Raw genomic sequence first — 21394 nt, 5'->3', positions numbered from 1 at the left:
GTGCGCTCCCTCTCGTGCGTACGGTCGACTACACGTTGTGCAGAGCCTGTTCGAGGATCGCGGCGCCCTCTTCCGCCTCGGCGACGGTAAGCGAGAGCGGCGGGGCGATGCGCAGGACACTGGTGTTGTGGCCGCCGCCCTTGCCGATCAGCAGCCCGCCCTCGCGCGCGGCCTCCAGGACGGCCGATGCCGCATCGGGGTTCGCCTCGTCGGTGCCCGGCTTGATCAGCTCGATGCCGACCATCAGGCCGCGGCCGCGTACTTCGCGTACGGCGGGAACGCCCGCCCCGATGGCCCGCAGCCGCTCGATCAGCAGCCCGCCGACACGGCGGGCATTGCCCTGGAGGTCGTGCTCCAGCAGATACGAGAGGTTGGCGATGCCTGCCGCCATGGTGACCGGGGAGCCGCCGAAGGTCGAAATGGAGTTGGCGTCAAGGGAGTTCATGATCTCGGCGGACGCGACGACACCGCCGATCGACATGCCGTTGCCGATGCCCTTGGCGAAGGTGAGCATGTCCGGCGGGCCGCTCTCGCCGTGCGCCTGCCAGCCCCAGAAGTGCTCGCCGGTGCGGCCCCAGCCGGTCTGCACCTCGTCGGAGATCCACAGGATGCCGTGCCGGTCGAGGACTTCGCGGAACGCGGCGTACAGACCGTCGGGCGGGGATGTGAAGCCGCCGACGCCCTGGATGGGCTCGGCGATCAGCGCGGCGACATCGCGGGTGTGGCCGAGCAGGTCCTCCAGGTCGGCGACGCACGCCTCGATGAACTGTGCGTCGGACAGGTGGGCGTAGGGACCGCGGGTGCGGACGCCGCCGTGCACGTACAGCGTCTGCAGCGGGGAGAGACTGGTCGGCGACCAGCCGCGGTTTCCGGTGATGGCGACCGCGGAGAAGGACCGGCCGTGGTAGCTGTTGCGCATCGCCAGGATCTGGTTGGACCGGCGATGTCCGGTCGCTAGCAGCAGGGCGGTGTCATTGGCCTCGGTGCCGGATGTGGTGAAGAAGACCCGGGCGTCGGGGATGCCGGAGAGGGTCGCGACCCTCTCGGCGAGCTCGACCATCGGGCGGTTGAGATAGAGCGTCGAGGAGTGGATGATCCGCCCGGCCTGCTCGCTGACGGCCTTGGTGACCTCGGGCAGGGCGTGGGCGGTCATGGTGGTGAGGATGCCGCCGAAGAAGTCGAGGTAGCGGTTGCCGTCCGCGTCCCAGACATGGCGGCCCTCGCCGTGCGTGATCTCGACGGGCTGCTTGTAGTAGAGGGCGACCCAGTCGGGGATGACGGCCCGGTGCCGGTCGTACAGGCTGGTCACGGCTGCACCAGTCCCTCGTACGCGTCGGGGCGGCGGTCGCGGTAGAAGGCCCACTGCTGCCGTACGACATCGATCAGGTCGAAGTCGAGGTCCCGTACGAGCAGTTCCTCTTCCTTGTCGCTGGCGGCCTCGCCGACGAACTGGCCGCGCGGGTCGACGAAGTAACTGGTGCCGTAGAAGTCGTTGTCGCCGTACTCCTCCTGGCCGACGCGGTTGATCGCGGCGATGTAGTACTCGTTGGCGACGGCGGACGCGGGCTGCTCCAGCTGCCAGAGATACGCCGAGAGGCCACGCGAGGTCGCCGACGGGTTGTAGACCAACTGTGCACCGTTGAGGCCCAGTTGACGCCAGCCCTCCGGGAAGTGCCGGTCGTAGCAGATGTACACCCCGACCCTGCCCACCGCCGTGTCGAAGACGGGCCAGCCCAGGTTCCCCGGCTTGAAGTAGTACTTCTCCCAGAAGCCCTTGACCTGGGGAATGTGGTGCTTGCGGTATTTACCGAGATAGGAGCCGTCGGCGTCGATGACAGCCGCGGTGTTGTAGTAGAAACCGGCGCCCTCGATCTCGAAGACCGGGACCACGATCACCATGCCGGTCTCGCGGGCGAGCTCCTGCATCCGGCGGACGGTGGGGCCGTCCGGGACGGGCTCGGCCCAGCGGTAGTGCTCGGGCTCCTGGACCTGACAGAAATAGGGAGCGTTGAATACTTCCTGGAAACCGATCACCTTGGCACCCTGGCGGGCCGCCTCGCGGGCGTGTTCCTCATGCTTGGCAATCATGGTTTCGGTGTCGCCGGTCCAGGTCGCCTGGACGAGCGCGGCGCGTACGACGTTGGCCATGAGCTGCTCCTTCGACGCGGGGCCAGAGAGCCTCTACGCACGTAGATGCGGTGCGTAGGAGGAGAACGTAAGCCCCGTCACACACTGGGGCAAGACCATCGTCGTTAACCGGCAGAGTCGATCATGTTTCACACCCGAGCGGTCCACACCGAACGGGTTCGGGCCCGGATCGGGCGAAGATCAGCCGCGGATCGGACGCAGATCAGGCGCCGAGATGACCTGCTACGCGCAGGGCGTGGACGAGATCGCGCTCATGGGCCGCGGAGATCGTGCGTGCGGCGTCGAGCAGTTGCGGCACCAGCCGGCGCGGGTCGCGGTCGGCGATCCTGACGGTGTCCTCGGCAGAGTGGAGCTGTACGAACGCGGTCAGTAAAGCCCGCGCCTCGGGCTCGCGGCCCTCGTCCTCCAGGGCGAGAACGGCCGCCGCGATGTCGTCGGCGGGGCGGGTCACGCCCTGCCGCAGCAATTGGCGGCTGTCCTCGCCGCGGCCGGCCGCGGCGAGCGCGCCGGCGGCCGCCGCAAGCCTTAAGGCCGGCTGCGATGCGGCCTCCCACAGCAGGGTGATCCAGTCGGCGGCGAGGCCCGCGCGGTTCAGCTCTGCGGCGAGAACGGGCAGCCAGGGCGCCGGCCGGGCCGCCGCCTCGCAGAGCACGGCATGCGCCTCGCCGCTGCGTCCCTCGGCCCGCAGCCGCCCGAGCGCGGCGACGGTCTCGCGGGCGGACTGGCGCGCCCCGGCCGGGGCCTCGAGTGCGGTGGGCGTCTGCTGCTCCCCGGCCGCGCCGCCGAACCGTGCCCCCCGGGGTACCTCGCCGACGACGGGCAGCACGGGTACGGCGGCGACCTCGTCCCCGCTGCCCTCGACCCCGGCGAACCGGGCGCCGCGGGGGCGCCGCTTCTTCTTCCCGGCGGGACGGTCGGCGGGAGGCCTTGCCTCGGGAGGCGTCGGGTCCGCCTGGGCGGACGGGCCGTCGTGGGTCGCGGCAGGCTGGGGCCGGAACCAGTCGTCGGGCAGGGCGGGTGGGCCGGGCTGGGTTACGGGGGCGGGCGCGGCCGCTTCGTACGCCGGACCCGCGGACGCGCCCGGCTGGGGTCCGGCAGCGGGGCCGTTCGTCTGGTAGGCAACACCCGCGGAGGCGCCCGCCGCCGATCCGGCAGCGGGGCCGTTCGCGACGTACGCCGGAGCCCCGGAAACGGCGCCGTTCGTCTCGTACGCCGAAGGCCCGGAAGTGGCGCGGTCCGGCTCGTACGCCGGGCCGTTCGCGCCGTACGCCGGGGACCGTCCAGCGGCGCCATCCGTCTCGTACGACGAAACCTGCCGCTCCCGGAAGCCGTTCCAGCCGTCGTCCTCTGCCTGCGGCGTCTCATGGGCCGTTCGCGCCGCCGGGACCCCTTCGTGGCGGCCCTCCCAGTCGTCCGCCTCCCGGCTGTGCTCGGGCCCGCCCACCTGGCGTGCGTCCCCGCACAGCTCCGCATGGCGGGACCGCAGCTCGCTCACCCTTGCCGTCGCCCGGGCGTAGTCGTCACGCGTCCACTCCAGCTCATGGGCCAGCTGTTCCGCCGCCGCGCTGCCCTCCGGCTCCCCCGCCAAGCCCCGCAGCAGCTCGTCCGCGCGGCCCGTCGCGTACACCTCTTCCCGGAGCATCAGCTCCAGCCGCTCCTCCAACGCCTCGCGGCCGCCCGGCCGCCGGTCGTGGGCCGCCGCCGAGGCCGAGTGGAGCTGGCGCGCGCGTACGGACTCCAGCTTCGCGAACTGTGTGCCGCGTTCCGCCGCGAGGTCCTGGAGCAGCGATTCCACGACGTCCCAGGGCGGGATCTCGGTCCCGTCCAGGCAGGCCCGCATGCCCTCGGGGTCACGCTGCCAGAAGATGCCGTACCAGCCGCTGCCCGGGTCGATGAGCGCGGCCAGTCCCTTCAGGTATCGCGCGAACACCCCGGTCTCCGCCGGAAGTTGATGCACCGTCATCGCCGCCCCTGCCCCACCGTCGACTGGAACCCTCCAGTCTGGAAGCTTCCAGTCCCCCGGCATTCGACCGCAGGCATGTTACGGCTCTGTCACGCAGTGTTTTCAGATAGTCACCGCGATGCCGGTGTGCGGCCGCTTTCCGCGCCGTACGATCATGGCCGGCCAGTCGACCAGCCAGAACTGCCAGGTGTACTTGCGGCTCAGCAGTTTGCGGATCGCGCCCGTTCCGTCGTCGTCCAGCAGCCGGCCCGTACCCTCCGTGCTCAGCGCGCCCTCGGCGATCCGGCCACGCGCGTCGCAGACCGTGACGACGACGCGGCTGTCGTTGCCCAGCCGCTTGACCTTCCAGGAGTCGGACCGGCTCCAGACGAACAGCTCACCGCTGTCCACCGCGAACCAGACGGGCGTTGCGACGCCCTTTCCGTCCTTGCGGAAGGTGGTGACGCTGACATACCTGGCGCTGGCGAAGTCCTCGGCTATCACGCCGCGAGACTACGCCGCACCTGAGCCGCACCTGAACCCGCAGGCCCTAGGGCCTGTCCGGCCGATCTTGCCGGGCTCGCGTGCCCTGGCACGCACTCCCCCGTAGCCCTTCGGGCACGGGAGGTGCCCCCACGCTGCGTTGTCGTCAGCCGCTCCGCGACGGGCCGCTCCCTGATCCGGCCTGATCCAAACGACAGACCCTAGCCCCGTTCGTATGCTTCCCTCGCCTCGGCGAGCGCCGGGAGATGCTCTCTGGCCCAGTCGCACGCGACATTCATCGGCCCCAGCGCCGACCGGCCGAGCACGGTGAGTTCGTACTCGACGCGCGGCGGGTTCTCGGCATGGGCGGTCCTGGTCAGGAAGCCGTTGCGTTCCATCGCACGCAGCGTCTCGGTGAGCACCTTGGGCGTGATCCAGTGCAGCGGGACGCGGAGTTCGGAGAAACGGCGCGGGCCGTCCTCCAGGCAGCGCAGCACCATTCCGGACCACTTGTCGCCGAAGCGGATCGGCTGAAGCCGACCCGAGCAGTCCGGATCCGCGAACATGTCGGCCCGCAGCGGCTCTCTCATCGTGTCCGTCCTCCCGTTGGCGGCTCAGTACCTTTGCAGTAACCAGGGATCCCCGCTCTACCGTCCCGGCATGAGCGAAATCATTGTTTTCGGAGCAGGCGGACGGGTCGGCCGGGCGGCCGTTGCGGAGGCGGCGGCAAGGAGCCACGCGGTGACGGCGGTGGTGCGCGATCCCGCCAAGTACCGCGATCTCGCGGCGGACGGCGTCACGTTGGTGCGCGGGGATGCGACGGACGCCGGGTCGGTCGCCGGACTGGCGGCGGGCCACGACGCCGCGATCAATGCCTCCGCCCGGCTGGACATGCCGTCCGAGGAGTTCTTCGTCGCGGCGGCGAAGGCGATGGTGTCAGGCCTGACGAAGGCGGGTGTGCGCCGGTTTCTGACGCTGGGCATCGCGTCGACGCTGGAGACCGCGCCGGGTGTACGCATCATGGACGCGCCGGACTTTCCCGAGCCCTACCGGCTCTTCAGCCAGGGCCATGCCGCGGAGTTCGAGACCCTGCGCGAGACGGCGGCGGGGCTGGACTGGCTGATGGTGGTGCCGCCGATGGATCTGGACCAGGCGGGTCCGCGTACCGGCCGCTACCGCACGGCCGAGGGCCGGGTGATCGAGGGCCCGGGCCATATCGCGCACGCGGATCTGGCGATCGCGCTGCTGGACGAGATCGAACGGCCGCGGCACAGGGGGATTCAGCTCGCGGTGTCGGACTAGCCCGGGCCCTGCGGGGGCTTTCCCCTACCCACCCCTTCCCGAACTGGGGCAAGCCCCAGACCCCGTATGCGACCTTCGGCCGCATGTCCTCAATCGCCGGACGGGCTGAAATTCAGCCCCGCCGGCGTTTGAGGCGCGGGGGACCGGGGGCGGAGCCCCCGGTTCAGGGAAGGGGCGGGTAGGGGAAAGCCCGCCGCAGGCGGCCTAAACCTTCAGGCCGCAGGCGTAAGCGCGCAGCTCACCGCCAGCTCGTCCATCGACAGCCCGAGCACCGCAGCCACCGCGGCCACCGTGAAGAAGGCAGGAGTCGGCGCCCGCCCCGTCTCGATCTTGCGCAGGGTCTCGGCCGACAGCCCGGCCGCCGCAGCCACCTCCACCATGCTGCGGTCGCCGCGCGCCCGGCGCAGCAACTGACCGAGCCGCTCGCCGCGTTCGCGCTCTTCCGGAGTGAGAGGGGTGCGCACCATGCCGTTATTGTAATGCCGGTATTCCAATACCGGCACAACCGGTATAGTAATTGGCATGGTAGAGATCAAGACCGATACGTCGATCGAGGCGATGCGCGAGGCCGGCCGCATCGTGGCCCAGGCACTCACCGCGGTCCGCGAGGCCGCGGCCGTCGGCGTCAGCCTGCGGGACCTGGACGGCGCCGCCCGCGCGGTCATCGCCGAGGCCGGAGCCGGATCGCCCTTCCTCGACTACCGCCCCAGCTGGGCACCGACCCCCTTCCCCGCTGTCATCTGCACCTCCGTCAACGACGCGATCGTGCACGGCATCCCCGACGACTACCGGCTGCACGACGGCGACCTGGTGAGCATCGACTGCGGTGCGGTCCTCGACGGCTGGGTCGGCGACTCGGCCGTCAGCTTCACCGTCGGCCGGGCCCGCCCCGAGGACGTGCGCCTGATCGCCACGGCCGAAGAGGCCCTGGAGGCGGGCATCGCGGCGGCCGTCGTCGGCAACCGCATCGGCGACATCGCCCACGCCGTCGGCCGAGTGTGCCGCTCGGCGGGGTACGGCATCCCGGACGGCTTCGGCGGCCATGGCGTGGGCCGCCACATGCACGAGGACCCGGGCGTCCCGAACGAGGGCCGTCCGGGCCGCGGTATGCCGCTGCGCCACGGCATGGTGCTCGCGATCGAGCCGATGGTGATCGGCGGCGGCACGGACGGCCACTACACGGCGGGCGACGGCTGGACGATGCGTACGGCGGACGGCAGCAGGGCCTCCCACGCCGAGCACACCGTTGCCATCACGGACGACGGCCCGCGCATCCTCACCGCGCTGTAGGAGCCCAACCCAGGTCGCCCCAGGCCCTGTCCGGCCGATCTTGCCGGGCTCGCGTGCCCTGGCACGCACTCCTCCGTAGCCCTTCGGGCACGGGAGGTGCCCCCACGCCGCGTTGTCGTCAGTCGCTCCGCGGCGGGCCGCTCACTGATCCGGCCCGATCGACCGGACAGGACCTAGTTGTTCAGCAGAAATTCCTCGGCGAGGGCTTCGCCGAGGATCACGGCGCCACTGTGGCTCTCGATCGGCGCCACCCGCGTGTTCGTGAACAGGATGTACGTGACTCCCGACGCGACTCCGCCGACCTTCGGGTCGGGATTGATGCCGAGGGCCTCGGCGGTGGCGTAGGAGGCCTCGCCGATGATCCCGCTGGGGCCCGTGTCACCCACGACCGCGTACTGCACACGGTTGTTGTAGATGACGGCGGCGACCGTCCCGCCCATGACGGCGGAGGTGCGGTAGTCCCAGATCGGGCTCGCCGTCGGCACCACGATGAACGGCAGCTTCTCGGCGTTCAGCGGCGTGCCGTCGGACTGCTGGAAGGCGGTGGCGTTCTGGAACCACGGGTCGGTCGTGGAGTTGCACTTCGTGGTGCGCTTGCCGTCGCAGTCGATGTCCATGTCCGCCTTCCAGAACACCGCGCCCTTCTTCTGGCAGACCCGGACGGTCGCGGACGCGCCCGCATCCTTGCGGTACAAGCCCTTCGAGATCTGCGTGCAGCCCTGGACCTTCGCAAGCAGGGAGGCAGCCTCCACCGTGCCCTCCCGGCCTGCCGGGGCCTGCCGGACGGAGTGAGGTTGACCGAGGGCGGCGGCGGGCAGCACGGCAGTCGCGAGCAGCGCGGAACCGGCGGCTGCCGCGAAAGCGGTATGTCGAATGCGCACAGGGAGCCTTTCTGTCCGAAAGTTCCGGAAGTGTCCGAAAGGCTCCCTACCCGTTCACGGGCCCGGTGCGTCCGGCAGGCCGCCGGACGGGTTACTCGGCCCTGCGCGTCCGGCGATCCGCCGAGCGGGTTACTCAGCCCGCCCCACCGCTGGGGTGGACCACCATCGCGGATCCGCCGCCCCTGCGGACCTTCTCGGCCGCCGCGAGCCACCGCCCGTCGGGCAGTCGCTGGATGCCCGTCGCCGCGCCGATCTCCGGGTTCTGCCGGAAGGCATGGCCGATGGCCTCCAGCTCGGCGCGCAGCGGGCTGTTCCACAGCGCGGGCTCCAGCTCCGTCGTCGTCTGGTTGCGCTGGCTGGCGCGCGGCGCCGCGATCGCGTCGACCAGCGGCAGGCCCCGGTCCAGATGGCCCGTCAGCGTCTGGAGCACCGTCGTGATGATCGTCGCGCCGCCCGGCGAGCCGACCGCGAGGACCGGACGGCCGTGGTCGAGCACGATCGTGGGCGAGATGGACGAGCGCGGGCGCTTGCCCGGGCCCGGCAGATTCGGGTCGTGGACCGCGGGGTTCGCGGGGGCGAAGGAGAAGTCGGTCAGCTCGTTGTTGAGGATGAATCCGCGGCCTGGCACGGTGATGCCGCTGCCGCCGGTCGACTCGATCGTCAGTGTGTAGGCGACGACGTTGCCCCACTTGTCTGCGGCCGTCAGATGGGTGGTGTTCTCACCCTCGTAGGTGGTGGGGGCCGCGGTGCCCGAACTGCCGCACGCCTGGGGCTTGCGCGGGTCGCCCGGGGCCAGCGGGCTGGTGAGCACCGCGTCGTCCTTGATCAGGCAGCCGCGGCTGTCCGCGAACTGCTGCGACAGCAGCTCCTTCACCGGCACGTCCTCGAAGGCAGGGTCCCCGACCCAGCGCCCGCGGTCGGCGAACGCAATCCGGCTCGCCTCGATGAAGCGGTGCAGATACTGCGCCTGCGTGGCCTTCGAAAGGTCGGTCCGCTCAAGGATGTTGAGCGCCTCGCCGACGCTCGTGCCGCCCGAGGACGCGGGTGCCATGCCGTACACGTCGAGACCGCGGTAGGCGAGCTTGGTGGGCGCGCGCCGGACCGTCTCGTACGACCGCAGGTCCTTCTCCGTCAGATCGCCGGGCCGTACGTTCCGCTTGGCGCCCGCGGCCACCGGCGGCTTGCGTACGGTGCTGACGATGTCCTCCGCGATCTCGCCGCGGTAGAGGGCGCCGACGCCCTCGCGCCCCAGTTCCTTGTACGTACGCGCCAGGTCAGGGTTCTTGAAGACGGAGCCGACCACCGGCAGCTGCCCGCCCGGCAGGAAGAGCTTCGCCGTGTCCGGGAAGTCCGCGAAGCGCGCCTGGTTGGCCTCGGTCTGGGAGCGGAAGGTCGCGTCGACGGTGAAGCCGTCCTTCGCCAGCCGCTCGGCCGGTTTCAGCAGTTGCCGCAGCGGTCTGCTGCCCCAGGCGTCGAGCGCGGTGTCCCAGGTTGCCGGGGTGCCGGGGGTGCCGACGCCGAGACCGCTGGTGACGCCCTCCTCGAAGGGGATCGGCTTGCCGTTCTCGAGGAAGAGGGATGCGTCGGCGGTGCGGGGCGCTGTCTCGCGGCCGTCGATGGTGCGGACCGTGCGCGACCTGGCGTCGTAGTAGACGAAGAAGCCGCCGCCGCCGATGCCCGCGGAGTACGGCTCGGTGACGCCGAGCGCGGCTGCGGTGGCGACCGCCGCGTCCACGGCGTTGCCGCCGTGTCGCAGCACCTCGATGCCCGCCGCCGAAGCATCCGCGTCGACGCTCGCGACCGCGCCTCCGTACCCGGCGGCCACCGGAGTCTTGACCGGTGGCGTGGGGGGCGGTGATTGCGGGGGTGGGGCCGCCGCTCCGATCGAGACCACAGCCGCGGCAACGGCCAGAACCGACACATTTCGTGCGGTTGAGCGACGCATCCGTACCTCCAGTCAACGTACGTCCGCGCACTGTAACTTCACCGCCACCGCCCCGTCAGGACCGCCTCGAACAACGGTCCGCAAACACCGCTAACATGCGCGCCCATGACTGACGACGTACGCAACATCGTGCTCGGCGTGGTGGCCGCCGGCATCAGTGCCACCCTCGGCTGGCTCGCCCGTACCTATCTGTGGCGGCGCAGACTCCGGCGCAAGCAGGACTTCTTCGGGCTGCCCGGGAACTCCGAATCGCTGCTCGTCGTCAATCGCGAGGCCGGCCGGGACGGATCCGTGCACCGATTCGACGTCTTCGCGCTGCTCGAACTCTCCGCGCTGATCAAGGACTGCGGGGCGAACGCGCAGATCATCTGGCATGACATAGCCCAGCAGGGCTTCGGCGAGCGCACGGAATTCTGTGTCGGCGGTCCGTTCTCCAACCGCCGGATGGCCGCGCATCTGCACTCGCTGCTGCCCGGCGTGAAGATCAACACAGATCCGGAGCCCGGCCCCGACCAGGGCGCGTTCCAGATCGGTTCGGACCGCTACCGCATGGAACCGGGCGTCTCGGAGTACGTCCTGCTGGCACGGCTCACGGCAGGGCAGGACGCCCGGCCCGTCTTCCTCTTCTGCGGCCAGCGGGCCATCACCAACCAGGCGGCCACCCGCTATCTCTCGCGACACCACGAGAAGCTCGCCCGCAAGCACGGCAACAGCAGCTTCTGCCTGCTGCTGAAGGTCGTCAACTCCCAGGCGTACGGCCCCGATGTCGTCGAGCTGGTCGCCGATGTGACCCGCACGGCGCAGACGCCCGTCCCCGCCGCGCGCAGCTCCCACCGCGCCGCGACCTAAGTCAGCGCCAGCGGCAGCGACTTGACGCCGTTGATGAAGTTGGAGAGCAGCCGCCGCGGCGGGCCCGCCATCACCAGGGGTGGCAGCAGATCGATCGCCTCTTCGTGGAGGACTCGCAGCTGGAGCCGGGCGAAGTGGGCGCCGAGACAGACGTGCGGGCCGTCGCCGAAGGAGACATGCGGATTCGGGGAACGGCCGAGGTCGAGCCCGTACGGCTGGTCGAAGACCCGCTCGTCGTAGTTGGCGGATGCGTGGAAGACGACGACCTTGTCGCCGCTGCTGATGTGCTGCCCGGCGAGCGTGGTGTCGCGGGTCGCGGTGCGGCGGAAGCTGAGTACGGGCGGGTGGCGGCGCAGCAGTTCGTCGACAGCACGGTCCAGGTCCACCTCACCCGCACGCAGCCTGAGCTGTTCGTCCGGGTGCTCGGCCAGCGTCAGAAACCCGCCCGGTGCGGCACTGCGGACGGTGTCGTTGCCTGCGACCGTCAGCAGGAAGAAGAACATCTCCAGCTCCGCGTCGGAGAGTTCCCACTGCGCGAGCGAGGTCATCACGTCGTCGGCGGGGTTGCGCCTCTTGTACGCGGCGAGCTGCTGGGCGTAGCTGAACATCTCCTGGAGCATGGCCGGTGAGCGGGGGTTGACCGGGCGGCCGTCCGGCCCGAGCACCGGCGGCTCGTCGGGGTCCTGGTAGGCGATGACGCGCTCGGTCCACTTGAGCAGCAGCCCGCGGTCGCTCTCCGGGACGCCCAGCAGATCGGAGAGGTTGAGCAGGGCATAGTCGTCGGTGACGGCGGTGACCAGATCGACGATGGGGCCCATGTCCCGTGCGGCGGTGAGCAGTTGGCGGGCGCGGTCCCGCGCGGCCGTGGTGAAGCGGTCGATACGCCCCGGGGTGAAGGCACGGCTCACCAGCCGCCGCAGCCGTCCGTGGCCGGGCGGGTCCTGGTTGAGCATCATGCGGCGGATGAAAGGCAGGTCGGCCGGGTCGGGGTCACGGATCTGGGTGGCACCGAGGTGGGACGAGAAGGTCCCGGCGTCCTTGAGGACCCGGACGACGTCGGCGTGACGGGTGACGGCCCAGAAGCCGGGTCCTGGGGGCCAGCCGAGGACTTCGTACTCCTGCTGCCAGGCGACCGGGTGGCGCTCGCGGAGTTCGCGGAAGGCGGCGTGCGGCAGACCGGCGGCGTAGATCCGCGGATCGAAGACATCGGGCACGCCGGGATCGGGCTCGCGCTCTTCGGGCCTCGTCATGCAGGCATTGTCGTACGCGGATTCATGCGGGGAGCTCGCTACCGACCTGCATCGTCGGTGATCGTGAGCCCTGTCGGCGCGTACTGCCTGATGGCATCCAGCAGTTCGGCTGCCTCGACATCGAAGACCTGTGTCTCGAAACAGAGCCCGTCGCCGCCGGGACGCTCCAGTTCCGGTGCGAGTCTGCGGTAGGCGGCCCGCAGTCGGCAGGTGCGCGGCAGCTTCCCCACGGGAGCGTCGCAGTCGAGAAGGATATACGGGGACGAAGCACTCACACCTCGCATCTCGGACCAGGGCACAGTTCTGACAGGCCAGGTCGGCAGCCGTACGGTCAATCCGTCCGCGTCGACGGTCACCCCGAGCGGCCGCACCAGATGCCCGGCGCAGCTCAGCGCGATGACGGCGACGGGCACGCCGACTACCGACAGGGCGATGCCGCCTGCGATGCCGTTGGGTCCGTCGACGATCGCTGCCACGGAGATGCCCCACGCGACGAGCAGCACGAGCGCGGCGACGGGCACCCACTCCACCCGCCGTCTCAGCCGCAGTCGCAGGGTCGTCCGATCCGTCGTCGTGTCCATGGTGCGAGCCTGCCGCCCCGCCCACGAGAAAACCAGGGGGTAACAAGGGGCGATTCCCAGGGACCAAAGCCCCTTTCCGTTGCGTTTCTTGTCACACCGGATCTACCCGGGAAATCCAGGATCTTCCGCAACCCGTTGGGGCGGTCCGGACTCTCTATTCGCGACAGAGATCGCATCGGAGGTTTTCCAGTTGAGCCGTATACGTAACGCCGCGATCGCCGGCACGGCGGTCCTGACCGCCGCTCTCACCGCCTGTTCCGGCGGCGGCTCCGCCCCGGCCGCGGCGGAAGTCGGCGCCGCTCCGGCGAAGGCTGTGATCTCCGTCAATCTCCAGGGCAAGCAGGCCGGGGCGGGCGTACCGGTGAAGGTGACACTGACCGAGGGGAAGCTGACGGAGGTCACGGTCATCGACTCCAAAGGAGCTCGGCTGACCGGCCGGATATCCGCCGACAAGAAGTCCTGGACCTCCGACCGCATTGCCGTACCCGGCACCAGCTACACCGTCGAGGCGAAGGACGAAAGGGGAGGAAGCGCCAAAGCCGACTTCACCACCGCCCGGCCGGACACCGTCAACAAACTGACGCTGGTCCCGGGCAAGAATTCCATGGTGGGCATCGCCCAGCCGCTGTCGATCGTCTTCGACCACCCGGTGAAGAACAAGGCCGAGGTGGAAAAGCACCTGAAGGTCACCACGTCCAACAGGACGGAGGGCTCCTGGGGCTGGATGCAGGACTGGTCGGGCAAGGACCGGGCCGACTGGCGCCCCAAGGAGTACTGGAAGCCGGACACCAAAGTCACCCTGAATGCCGATCTGAACGGCATCGACTCGGGCGCGGGCGGCGGATGGTTCGTCCGCGACTACACGACGAACCTCACCGTCGGCAAGAACCAGATCGTCAAGGTCGACCTCGACAACCACCGGCTGAAGCTGGTGCGGGACGGCCAGGAGATCAAGGACGTCCCGATGTCGGCGGGCACGCCCGGCGGCGAGAAGGCGTCGTGGCGCGGCAGGACCGTCCTGATGTCGAAGGAGGGCACGATCAACATGCGCTCCGAGACCGTGGGACTGGGCGATGCCTACGACAAGATGGTCGACTACTCGATGCGGCTGACCTGGTCGGGGATGTACGCGCACGCCGCACCGTGGAACGCCGGGTACTTCGGCAGCGCCAACAGGTCATCGGGCTGCATCGGCATGAGCGACGCCGACGCCCGATGGGTCTACGACCAGGTGCAGGTGGGCGACCCGTTCGAGGTTACCGGCGACGACGCCAAGGGCACGCAGGCCCTCAACAACGGCTATGGCGAGTGGAATCTGTCCTGGAGCGAGTGGCAGGCGAAGAGCGCTCTGCGCTGAGCCCCGCTCCGCGCCCCGCCCCACGGGCCAACTGACGCCATGTCCAATAATCGTTACCCACGCGTAACTTACCGGGGAGTTACCTCAGGTAAGTCCTCCCGGTTACCGTCGGGTCACTTTGCAGTGACACGAGTGAGGAGTGACCCGTGGGACAGTCGCGCAAGGCTCTGCGTACGACCGCGATCGGTACGGTCTCCGTCGCACTTCTCGCCGGACCGGCCGTCGGGGCGGCCGCCGGGGTGGCCGCCGGGGTGGCCGCCGGGGTGGCACCCGCCGCCCCGACGACCGCTGTTCAGGCCCAATCCGCCGCCCCGGACGTACGGTTCGTCGACATCGCGGGTGACGGCGGCACCGTACTCAAGGCCAATGTCGTCACGCCCGCGGGCGCGGACGGCACGCGCAAGTACCCCGTGATCGTGCTGCCCACGAGCTGGGGCCTGCCCCAGATCGAATACATCGCCCAGGCCAAGCAGCTCGCCGACTCGGGCTATGTCGTGGTGAGTTACAACGCCCGCGGCTTCTGGCAGTCGGGCGGCTACATCGAGGTGGCCGGGCCGCCCGACGTCACCGATGCCTCCAAGGTGATCGACTGGGCGCTCGCGAACACCCCCGCCGACCCCGCCAAGGTCGGCATGGCCGGAGTCTCGTACGGCGCCGGCATCTGCCTGCTGGCCGCCGGCCACGACAAGCGGATCAAGGCGGTCGCGGCGCTCAGCGGCTGGGCCGACCTCGTCGAGTCCATCTACAGCGGCCGCACCCAGCATCTGCAGGCCACGGCATTGCTCGCGGGGGCGGGATATGTCACCGGCCGGCCGAGCGAGGAGTTCCAGCGGATCACGGCGGACTTCTTCTCCTCCAACCTCGCCAAGGAGCAGGAGATGATCGCCTGGGGGAAGAAGCGCTCCCCCGCCACCTATCTGGACCGGATCAACTCCAACGGCGCCGCCATCATGCTCGGCAACGCCTGGGGCGACACGATCTTCCCGCCCAACCAGTACGCCGACTTCTACGAGAAGCTCACCGGCCCCAAGCGCCTGGAGTTCCGGCCCGGCGACCATGCGACGGCCGAGGGCCCCGGTCTGCTCGGTCTGCCCAACGACACCTGGACCAGCGCCCATCGGTGGCTCGACCACTACCTCAAGGGCGTCGACAACGGCGTCGACCGCGAGCAGCCGGTCCGTATCAAGTCCCGTTCCACCGGCGAATACGAGAACTACCCCGACTGGAAGTCGGTGGCCGCGACCGAGCGCAAGATCGGTCTCGACGGCTCCAAGAAGATCTTCGCCAATATCGACTCGGGCGCCAACGGCGGGGTCATCTTCCTGTCGAGCATCCTGGACCAGTTCGCCAAGCTGCCCCCGATGGCGTCGATCCCGCTGCTCCCGCGCGCCTTCGCCGCCGTCTGGCAGTCCGAGCGGTACGGCTCCGAGCAGCACATCCGGGGTACGGCGGCGCTGCACACCACGGTCACAAGCACCAAGGAGAGCGGCACCCTCGTCGCATACCTCTACGACGTGGGCCCGCTCGGCCTCGGCAAGCTGGTCAGCAATGCGCCGTACACCTTCCACGGCAGGACACCCGGAAAGCCGTTCGCCGTCGACCTGGAGCTCTTCTCCACCGCCTACGACGTCCCGGCCGGCCACCGTCTCGCCCTGGTCGTCGACACTGTCGACCCGCTCTACATCGAGCACAACCCGTCCGGCGCGCAGCTGACCTTCTCCTCGTCCGCAGCCGACCCGTCATATCTGTCGGTCCCGCTGCGCGAGAAGTGATCACCGGCTGCTGCCGGGCGGGAATGGCCCTGAGCTGCTGCTCCCCCTACGGCCAGGGGGCTGCGGGGGGTCCCCCGTCCGGCAGCAGCGTCCCTGGTTCGGCCGGGGCTGGACCCACGGCCTCCGGTTGCGGGGAGATCACCGTCATCACGGGGATGAACGGCATATCGTAGTCGAGATCCGGTGGCCGGGGGGCCTGCCGACGGCAGGGTTCCCGTCCCGCGCGGGCGACAGCGCCGCGGCCCGGGTGAATCGGATGTTGCGTCATGGGTCCTGCACCCCCCGTCAGTCCTGCAGCACGTGCAACTGTCCGTAGTACTTGTTGACGTCACGCAGCTCGATCAACGGATCGACGACCATACGCTGCCCTACCCACTCTCGGCTGTGTCGAGGTCAGCGCAAACTATCCAGCCCGGCAAGGGACTTCACACTCGACACGCATAAATAGGGCATAAGCCGTATTAATGACGTACATGCAGCTCAGGCCTCTGCGGCCTCTGCGTACACCTGGGACAGCTGGGGCGCTCCGTTGACCGCCCAGTCCAGGCCCGCCTCCACCACGCTGATCTCGCGGCCGGAGGCGAGCCGCACCACGGGATGGCCGCCCGGCCAGATGTGCCAGACCGCTCCGCGGACCGTGCGGACGATCACGGTGCCGAGGTACAGACCCGCGTCATTGCCCAGCCAGGGCAGCTCCTCCGGGTCGTCTCGCCAGCGCGGCGGGAGCTGATCGAGGGCGGCCAACGAAGCCGGGGTGTCGTCCAGTTCGAGCCCGGCCTGCCCTGCTCGGACACGCAGCAGCTCACACTCCGAGAGCAGCTCGGCAATGGCCGCCGCGCGCTCCGGGTCGTACTCGACGGAGGCGTCGCCGTGCACCTGCTCGGCGTCGTGCCGCTTGAGCCAGTTGTCCAAGAAAGGGATGTTCATACCGCTCAGCCTCGCATCCCTGCCGTCCAGCGCACCACAGGGCGCGCGTCAACCGACGTCAGATGTCCAGATCCACAACGACCGGCGCGTGGTCCGACGCGCCCTTGCCCTTGCGCTCCTCACGGTCGACGTAACTGTCCTTGACCGCCTGGGCGAACGGACCATTGCCGTAGACCAGGTCGATGCGCATACCGCGGTTCTTGGGGAAGCACAGCTGGCGGTAGTCCCAGTACGTGAACGGGTGGTCGTACTTGAGGGGGCGCGGCACGACATCGCTCAGGCCCGCCGCCCGGAGCGCGGTGAGCGCCGCCCGCTCGGGCGCGGTGACATGCGTCTGCCCCTCGAAGAACTCCCGGTCCCAGACGTCGTCGTCGGTCGGAGCGACATTGAAGTCACCGAGGACCGCGAAGGGGCGGTCGGCCGCCGCGTCGGATGCGACCGCCGCCTTCAGGGCCTCGAACCACTGCAGCTTGTACGCGTAGTGCGCGTGGCCGGGCTCGCGGCCGTTCGGCACGTACACCGACATGACGTGGACCGGGCCGCAGGTCGCGGAGATCGCCCGGGGCTCCTGCACATCCTCGTACGCCGGGCCGCCGGGCAGGCCCTTGACCACGTCGTCGAGACCGACCCGGGAGACCAGCGCCACGCCGTTCCACCTGCCGGTGGCGTGGACCGCCGACTCGTAGCCGAGCTCGCGCAGCTCGTCGGAGGGGAACTGCTCCTCGGTGGTCTTGGTCTCCTGGATACACAGCACGTCCGTGCCGCTGTTCTCCAGCCAGGCCAGCAGCCGCGGCAGTCGGGCGGTGATCGAGTTGACGTTCCACGTGGCGATGCGCATGCGAAGAAGCCTAGCCGGGCGGTCTGACAGTCACGGGTGGGGCCGTCACAGCTCGGTGGTCTCGCCCGGGGTCAGCCTGCCGTGGTCCGCGCCGCCGAGCTCGCCGATCTGCCGGTCGTAGACCGGCCGGGCAAGATCGGTGAGCAGGGCGTCGTGAATGTCGATGGCACGGCGCGGCTTCACCTCGCGCACGTAGTCGATGACCTCGGAGATCTTGCTCCACGGGGCCTGCACGGGGAGCATCAGCGTCTCGACCGGATGGTCGGGGACGGTGAGGGCGTCGCCGGGGTGGAAGACCGAACCGTCCACCAGATAGCCGACGTTGGTGATCCGCGGGATGTCCGGGTGGATCACGGCGTGCAGCTCTCCGTGCACCTGCACGTCGAACCCGGCGGCCGTGAAGGTGTCGCCGTGGCCGACGGTGTGGACGCGGCCCGGGAACGCCGCCGAGATCTTCTCGGCGACGCTCCGCAGGGTCCAGATCCCGGCGCCCGGGTTCGCTTCCAGGGCGGCCCTGAGCCGGTCCTCGTTGAAGTGGTCGAGGTGCTCGTGCGTGACCAGGATGACGTCCGCGCCGATGGCGGCGTCCTGTTCGCTGAAGGTGCCGGGATCGATGACGAGCGTCTGCCCGTCCTTCTCCAGGCGGATGCAGGAATGCGTCTTCTTCATGAGCCTCATGCCCCCATCCTGCTACGCCTTGGGAGTGGTCTCCTCCTGGATGACGGCGTGGGCGACGCGGAAGGCGGAGTTCGCCGCCGGGACGCCGCAGTACACGGCCGCGTGGATCAGGACTTCCTTGATCTCGGCGGGGGTGAGCCCGTTGCGCAGGGCCGCGCGGGTGTGGAAGGCGAGCTCGTCCAGGTGCCCGCCCGCGACCAGGGCGGTGAGCGTCACCACGCTGCGGGTGCGTCTGTCGAGGCCCTCGCGGGTCCAGACCTCGCCCCAGGCGTAGCGGGTGATCAGCTCCTGGAAGTCACCGGTGAAGTCGTCGGCGGCGGACGTGGCCCGGTCGACGTGCGCGTCGCCGAGGACCTCTCGGCGCACCTTCATCCCGGCGATGTACGGGTCGGGGCGCCCGTGCTGCACCGCCTCGGGCTGCCCGGGCAGGGCGGGGGCGATCTCGCCGATGGGCGCGACCGGGGCGGAGAGGGCGGGCACGACCGGCGGCGCCGGGATCGCGGTCAAGCCCGTCGTTGAATCGGATGCAGTCTGCCAGGCGGTGGAGAAGTGGCGCAGGAGAAGGTCGGTGACAGCGGCGGGCTGCTCGACGGGTGCGAGGTGCGATGCGCCGGGCACGAGCGCGAGCCGGGCGTCGGGTATGCCCGCCACCAGGGTGCGGGCCTCGGCGGGCCCGGTGACCTGGTCCTCGGAGCCGACCAGGACGAGGGTCGGGACGCCGACGAGGCCGAGTTCGGCGCGTACGTCGAAGGCCGCGAGCGCCTCGCAGGCGGCGATGTAGCAGCCCGGGTCGGTGGTGCGGACCATCTGGACGGCCCACTCGACGATCGCGGGCTGGGTGGCGGCGAAGCCGTGGGTGAACCAGCGCTCGGGCGCGCTGCGGGCCACCGGGTCCAGGCCGTTGGTGCGCACGATCACTCCGCGCTGGCGGAACTCGTCGGCGGTCCCGAACCGCGGCGATGCGGCGACCAGCGCGAGGGAAGCCACGCGGTGCGGGTGGCGCAGCGCCAGCTCGATGCCGACCGCGCCGCCGATGGAGCAGCCGGCGTACCCGAAGCGCTGGATGCCCAGCTCGTCGAGGGTCGCGAGCAGCCGGTCGGCGAGCTCGGCGACAGCGGTCGCCGGGTGGGCGGGGGCGCCGCCGTGGCCCGGCAGATCGAACCGGAACACCCGCCACTGGCGGGAGAGATCGGCGATCTGCCGGTCCCACATGTGCCATGTGGTCCCCAGGGAGGGACCGAGGATGAGTACGGGGGCGTCGTCCGGACCGTCTATCCGGTACTGCAAGGTCTTCGGGGGCGTCTGCGTCTCACTCACCCGCTCCACGGTAATGACTGGAGGCACGGGCTCCGGTCAGGGGGTCGCAGTCGATACGACAAAGACCTCAGGGTGGGATCTGTCGGACAGGTCGACGGTGATGTCCTGGGTGGGGCGCGGGTCCTTCTGCGGATGGCTGGTGCCCGCCCACTCGCCCTCGCTCGCGCCGAAGGTCCAGTGGACGGTCTCGGCGTCGCGCGCGCCGATGCTGATCTCACCGTCGTCGAGCTGCGCGCGGCTCGTGCCGACGCCCTTGAGGAACTGGTCGAGCCCGGCGGAGGTCGTACGGAACTGCACGTACAGCCGGCTGGTCTTCCAGTTGCTCGTCTCGTAGTACGCGACGTGCGTGGACTTCTCCGGGATCGGCACCTCGAAGACGCGGCGCTTCATTTGGGACGGCCAGGTGTTCCGCAGGCCGGTGGCCGAGGACTCCGACTCCTTGTCCCGGCCGCTGTCACGGCTCTGCTCCGCGGAGATCACCAGATAGCCGGCCGGGATGCCGACGAGGAGCACGATGATGATCGCCGTCAGCCAGCGACGGCGGACCATATGGCGGTGGTCCTCGGGAGGGTGGGCATTCTCGTCCGGGGAGGTGGACTGGCGGGGCACGGTCATGACTACGGTTCCTGGGTGGGGCGGGTGGTGCTCGAGTTACGGATGGCCTGCGCATAGCGCTCGTACCGCTCGTGGCGCTCCACGCGGCGCCGGTTCGCGCGCCGGAAGCGGCGGGCGACGAGCCGCGCGAGGTCGGCCGCACCGACCATACCTGCCTCGGGGCCGAGCTCGGCCTTGACGATCCGCGCCTCGGGTCGGTAGCCGCGGCCGGTGAGATGCCTGCGGAAAGCATCCCGGGCAGGGCCGATGAGCAGGTCGTCGGCCGCACTGACACCGCCGCCGATGACAAAGCAGGAGGGGTCCAGGGCGGCCGCGAGATTGGCGATTCCGATGCCGAGCCACTGGCCGATGTCCTGGAAGAGCTCGACGCACATGGCGTCGCCCTCGCGGGCGAGCTCGGTGATGACCGGTCCGGTGATCTCGTGGACGTTGCCGCCGACGCGCTCGATGAGGCTGTGTGCGACCGGGGAGTCGGCGGCGGCGAGCTCGCGGGCCTCGCGCACCAGCGCGTTGCCGGAGCTGTACTGCTCCCAGCAGCCGCGGTTGCCGCAGGGGCAGCGGTGGCCGCCGGGCACGACCTGCATATGACCGAACTCACCCGCCACTCCGTACTTGCCCCGCTTCACCCGGCCGTCCTCCAGGATCGCGCCGCCGATCCCCGTACCGAGGGTGATCATGACGAGATGGTCCTCGCCACGGCCCGCACCGAAGCGCCACTCGGCCCAGGCGGCGGTGTTGGCGTCGTTGTCGACCAGGACGGGGACGGCGAGCCGGGCCGAGAGGGCGTCGCGCAGGGGCTCGTTGCGCCAGGCGAGATGGGGTGCGAAGAGGACCTTGGAGCGGTCGGCGTCGACCCAGCCGGCCGCGCCGATGCCGACGGCGTGCACATCGTGCCGGTCGGAGAGGTCGAGGACCAGCTCGCAGATGGTGTCCTCGACGACCTTGGGGCTCTTGGACTTGTCCGGCGTCTCCGTCCGGAGCTTCTCCAGGATCACGCCGTCGGCGTCGACGACGCCCGCCATCACCTTCGTACCGCCGATGTCGATGCCGACGGTCGGGACGCGGGGCGCGGTGAGATGCGAGCGCCGCTCGCGGGTGCCGACGGTCTTCAGGACGGTGGCGCGGGCGGAGCCGCGGTTCGCGAAGTCGCGGTAGGTGCTCATGTCCCTGCGGGGTCTCGGGGGCGGGGGCCGACGGCTGTCATGTCCCCGGCGATGGG

21 protein-coding genes and 1 pseudogene are annotated in these 21394 nt (G+C 70.1%); 5 read left to right on the top strand and 17 right to left on the bottom strand.

Going from position 1 to position 21394, the window contains the following annotated elements; translation table 11 throughout:
• Positions 1-28: 28 nt before the first annotated feature.
• From ABZS64_RS10985 to ABZS64_RS10965, 5 genes are all read right to left on the bottom strand, one after another.
• Positions 29-1309 carry an aspartate aminotransferase family protein gene (locus ABZS64_RS10985; protein ID WP_355826304.1) on the bottom strand — a complete coding sequence of 427 codons (1281 nt, stop codon included), beginning with the start codon at positions 1307-1309 and terminating at the stop codon, positions 29-31.
• Complete coding sequence (locus tag ABZS64_RS10980) at positions 1306-2148, bottom strand: nitrilase-related carbon-nitrogen hydrolase (protein WP_355826302.1); 843 nt, start codon at positions 2146-2148, stop codon at positions 1306-1308. The genes ABZS64_RS10985 and ABZS64_RS10980 overlap by 4 nt, the downstream gene beginning before the upstream one ends.
• A gap of 202 nt (positions 2149-2350) precedes the next feature.
• Positions 2351-4111, bottom strand: coding sequence for a hypothetical protein (locus ABZS64_RS10975; RefSeq protein ID WP_355826299.1), 1761 nt, complete (start codon positions 4109-4111; stop codon positions 2351-2353).
• A gap of 102 nt (positions 4112-4213) precedes the next feature.
• Positions 4214-4594 (bottom strand): PPOX class F420-dependent oxidoreductase, encoded by a 381-nt coding sequence (locus tag ABZS64_RS10970; RefSeq protein WP_355826297.1) that lies wholly within the window; start codon positions 4592-4594, stop codon positions 4214-4216.
• 200 nt (positions 4595-4794) lie between these two features.
• Positions 4795-5163, bottom strand: a complete 369-nt coding sequence (locus ABZS64_RS10965; protein WP_355826294.1) for a helix-turn-helix domain-containing protein — start codon at positions 5161-5163, stop codon at positions 4795-4797.
• 70 nt (positions 5164-5233) lie between these two features.
• Here ABZS64_RS10965 and ABZS64_RS10960 point away from each other — a divergent pair, with 70 nt between their 5' ends.
• The gene (locus ABZS64_RS10960; RefSeq protein WP_355826291.1) at positions 5234-5875 is read left to right on the top strand and encodes an NAD(P)H-binding protein; all 642 of its coding nucleotides are present in this window, start codon (positions 5234-5236) and stop codon (positions 5873-5875) included.
• A 212-nt stretch (positions 5876-6087) separates the two neighbouring features.
• On the opposite strand, the gene ABZS64_RS10955 is transcribed toward ABZS64_RS10960, so the two are convergent.
• Positions 6088-6342: a helix-turn-helix transcriptional regulator gene (locus ABZS64_RS10955; protein WP_355826288.1), complete on the bottom strand. Its 255-nt coding sequence runs from the start codon at positions 6340-6342 to the stop codon at positions 6088-6090.
• A gap of 55 nt (positions 6343-6397) precedes the next feature.
• On the opposite strand from ABZS64_RS10955, the gene map reads away from it, so the two are divergent.
• Positions 6398-7165, top strand: a complete 768-nt coding sequence (gene map / locus ABZS64_RS10950; RefSeq protein WP_355826285.1) for a type I methionyl aminopeptidase — start codon at positions 6398-6400, stop codon at positions 7163-7165.
• A 173-nt stretch (positions 7166-7338) separates the two neighbouring features.
• On the opposite strand, the gene ABZS64_RS10945 is transcribed toward map, so the two are convergent.
• Together ABZS64_RS10945 and ggt are read right to left on the bottom strand one after the other, a co-directional pair.
• Positions 7339-8046 (bottom strand): glycoside hydrolase family 75 protein, encoded by a 708-nt coding sequence (locus ABZS64_RS10945; RefSeq protein ID WP_355826282.1) that lies wholly within the window; start codon positions 8044-8046, stop codon positions 7339-7341.
• Positions 8047-8179: 133 nt separating this feature from the next.
• On the bottom strand, positions 8180-9991 hold the full coding sequence (gene ggt / locus ABZS64_RS10940) for a gamma-glutamyltransferase (protein ID WP_355826279.1): 1812 nt from the start codon (positions 9989-9991) through the stop codon (positions 8180-8182).
• A 105-nt stretch (positions 9992-10096) separates the two neighbouring features.
• Here ggt and ABZS64_RS10935 point away from each other — a divergent pair, with 105 nt between their 5' ends.
• Positions 10097-10840 (top strand): hypothetical protein, encoded by a 744-nt coding sequence (locus tag ABZS64_RS10935; protein WP_355826276.1) that lies wholly within the window; start codon positions 10097-10099, stop codon positions 10838-10840.
• On the opposite strand, the gene ABZS64_RS10930 is transcribed toward ABZS64_RS10935, so the two are convergent.
• Positions 10837-12090 carry a cytochrome P450 gene (locus ABZS64_RS10930; protein WP_355826273.1) on the bottom strand — a complete coding sequence of 418 codons (1254 nt, stop codon included), beginning with the start codon at positions 12088-12090 and terminating at the stop codon, positions 10837-10839. The two genes, ABZS64_RS10935 and ABZS64_RS10930, sit on opposite strands and share 4 nt — an antisense overlap.
• Positions 12091-12128: 38 nt before the next feature.
• Complete coding sequence (locus ABZS64_RS10925; RefSeq protein WP_355826270.1) at positions 12129-12671, bottom strand: hypothetical protein; 543 nt, start codon at positions 12669-12671, stop codon at positions 12129-12131.
• Positions 12672-12861: 190 nt separating this feature from the next.
• Between ABZS64_RS10925 and ABZS64_RS10920 the strand changes: the two genes are divergently transcribed.
• Together ABZS64_RS10920 and ABZS64_RS10915 are read left to right on the top strand one after the other, a co-directional pair.
• Entirely contained in the window at positions 12862-14028 is a 1167-nt protein-coding gene (locus tag ABZS64_RS10920; RefSeq protein WP_355826267.1) for an Ig-like domain-containing protein, read from the top strand.
• A gap of 146 nt (positions 14029-14174) precedes the next feature.
• Complete coding sequence (locus tag ABZS64_RS10915; protein ID WP_355826264.1) at positions 14175-15800, top strand: CocE/NonD family hydrolase; 1626 nt, start codon at positions 14175-14177, stop codon at positions 15798-15800.
• Between the two features lie 46 nt (positions 15801-15846).
• On the opposite strand, the pseudogene ABZS64_RS10910 reads toward ABZS64_RS10915, so the two are convergent.
• From ABZS64_RS10910 to ABZS64_RS10880, 7 genes and pseudogenes are all read right to left on the bottom strand, one after another.
• Positions 15847-15981, bottom strand: a pseudogene (locus ABZS64_RS10910) (amino acid ABC transporter permease); the annotation flags it as partial.
• A 299-nt stretch (positions 15982-16280) separates the two neighbouring features.
• Positions 16281-16727 carry a DUF6278 family protein gene (locus ABZS64_RS10905; RefSeq protein ID WP_355826261.1) on the bottom strand — a complete coding sequence of 149 codons (447 nt, stop codon included), beginning with the start codon at positions 16725-16727 and terminating at the stop codon, positions 16281-16283.
• Between the two features lie 58 nt (positions 16728-16785).
• Entirely contained in the window at positions 16786-17565 is a 780-nt protein-coding gene (locus ABZS64_RS10900) for an exodeoxyribonuclease III (RefSeq protein ID WP_355826259.1), read from the bottom strand.
• A gap of 45 nt (positions 17566-17610) precedes the next feature.
• The gene (locus ABZS64_RS10895; RefSeq protein WP_355826256.1) at positions 17611-18243 is read right to left on the bottom strand and encodes an MBL fold metallo-hydrolase; all 633 of its coding nucleotides are present in this window, start codon (positions 18241-18243) and stop codon (positions 17611-17613) included.
• A gap of 12 nt (positions 18244-18255) precedes the next feature.
• Positions 18256-19560: a 4-carboxymuconolactone decarboxylase gene (pcaC, locus tag ABZS64_RS10890; RefSeq protein ID WP_355826253.1), complete on the bottom strand. Its 1305-nt coding sequence runs from the start codon at positions 19558-19560 to the stop codon at positions 18256-18258.
• Positions 19561-19596: 36 nt separating this feature from the next.
• Positions 19597-20175, bottom strand: a complete 579-nt coding sequence (locus ABZS64_RS10885; RefSeq protein ID WP_355826251.1) for a hypothetical protein — start codon at positions 20173-20175, stop codon at positions 19597-19599.
• 2 nt (positions 20176-20177) lie between these two features.
• Positions 20178-21338, bottom strand: coding sequence for an ROK family glucokinase (locus tag ABZS64_RS10880; RefSeq protein WP_355826248.1), 1161 nt, complete (start codon positions 21336-21338; stop codon positions 20178-20180).
• Between the last annotated feature and the right edge of the window lie 56 nt (positions 21339-21394).

Origin of the sequence: Streptomyces sp. NPDC005408, assembly GCF_040606445.1 — a bacterium.
GTDB lineage: Bacteria > Actinomycetota > Actinomycetes > Streptomycetales > Streptomycetaceae > Streptomyces.
This window is presented reverse-complemented; position numbering and strand designations above follow the sequence as displayed.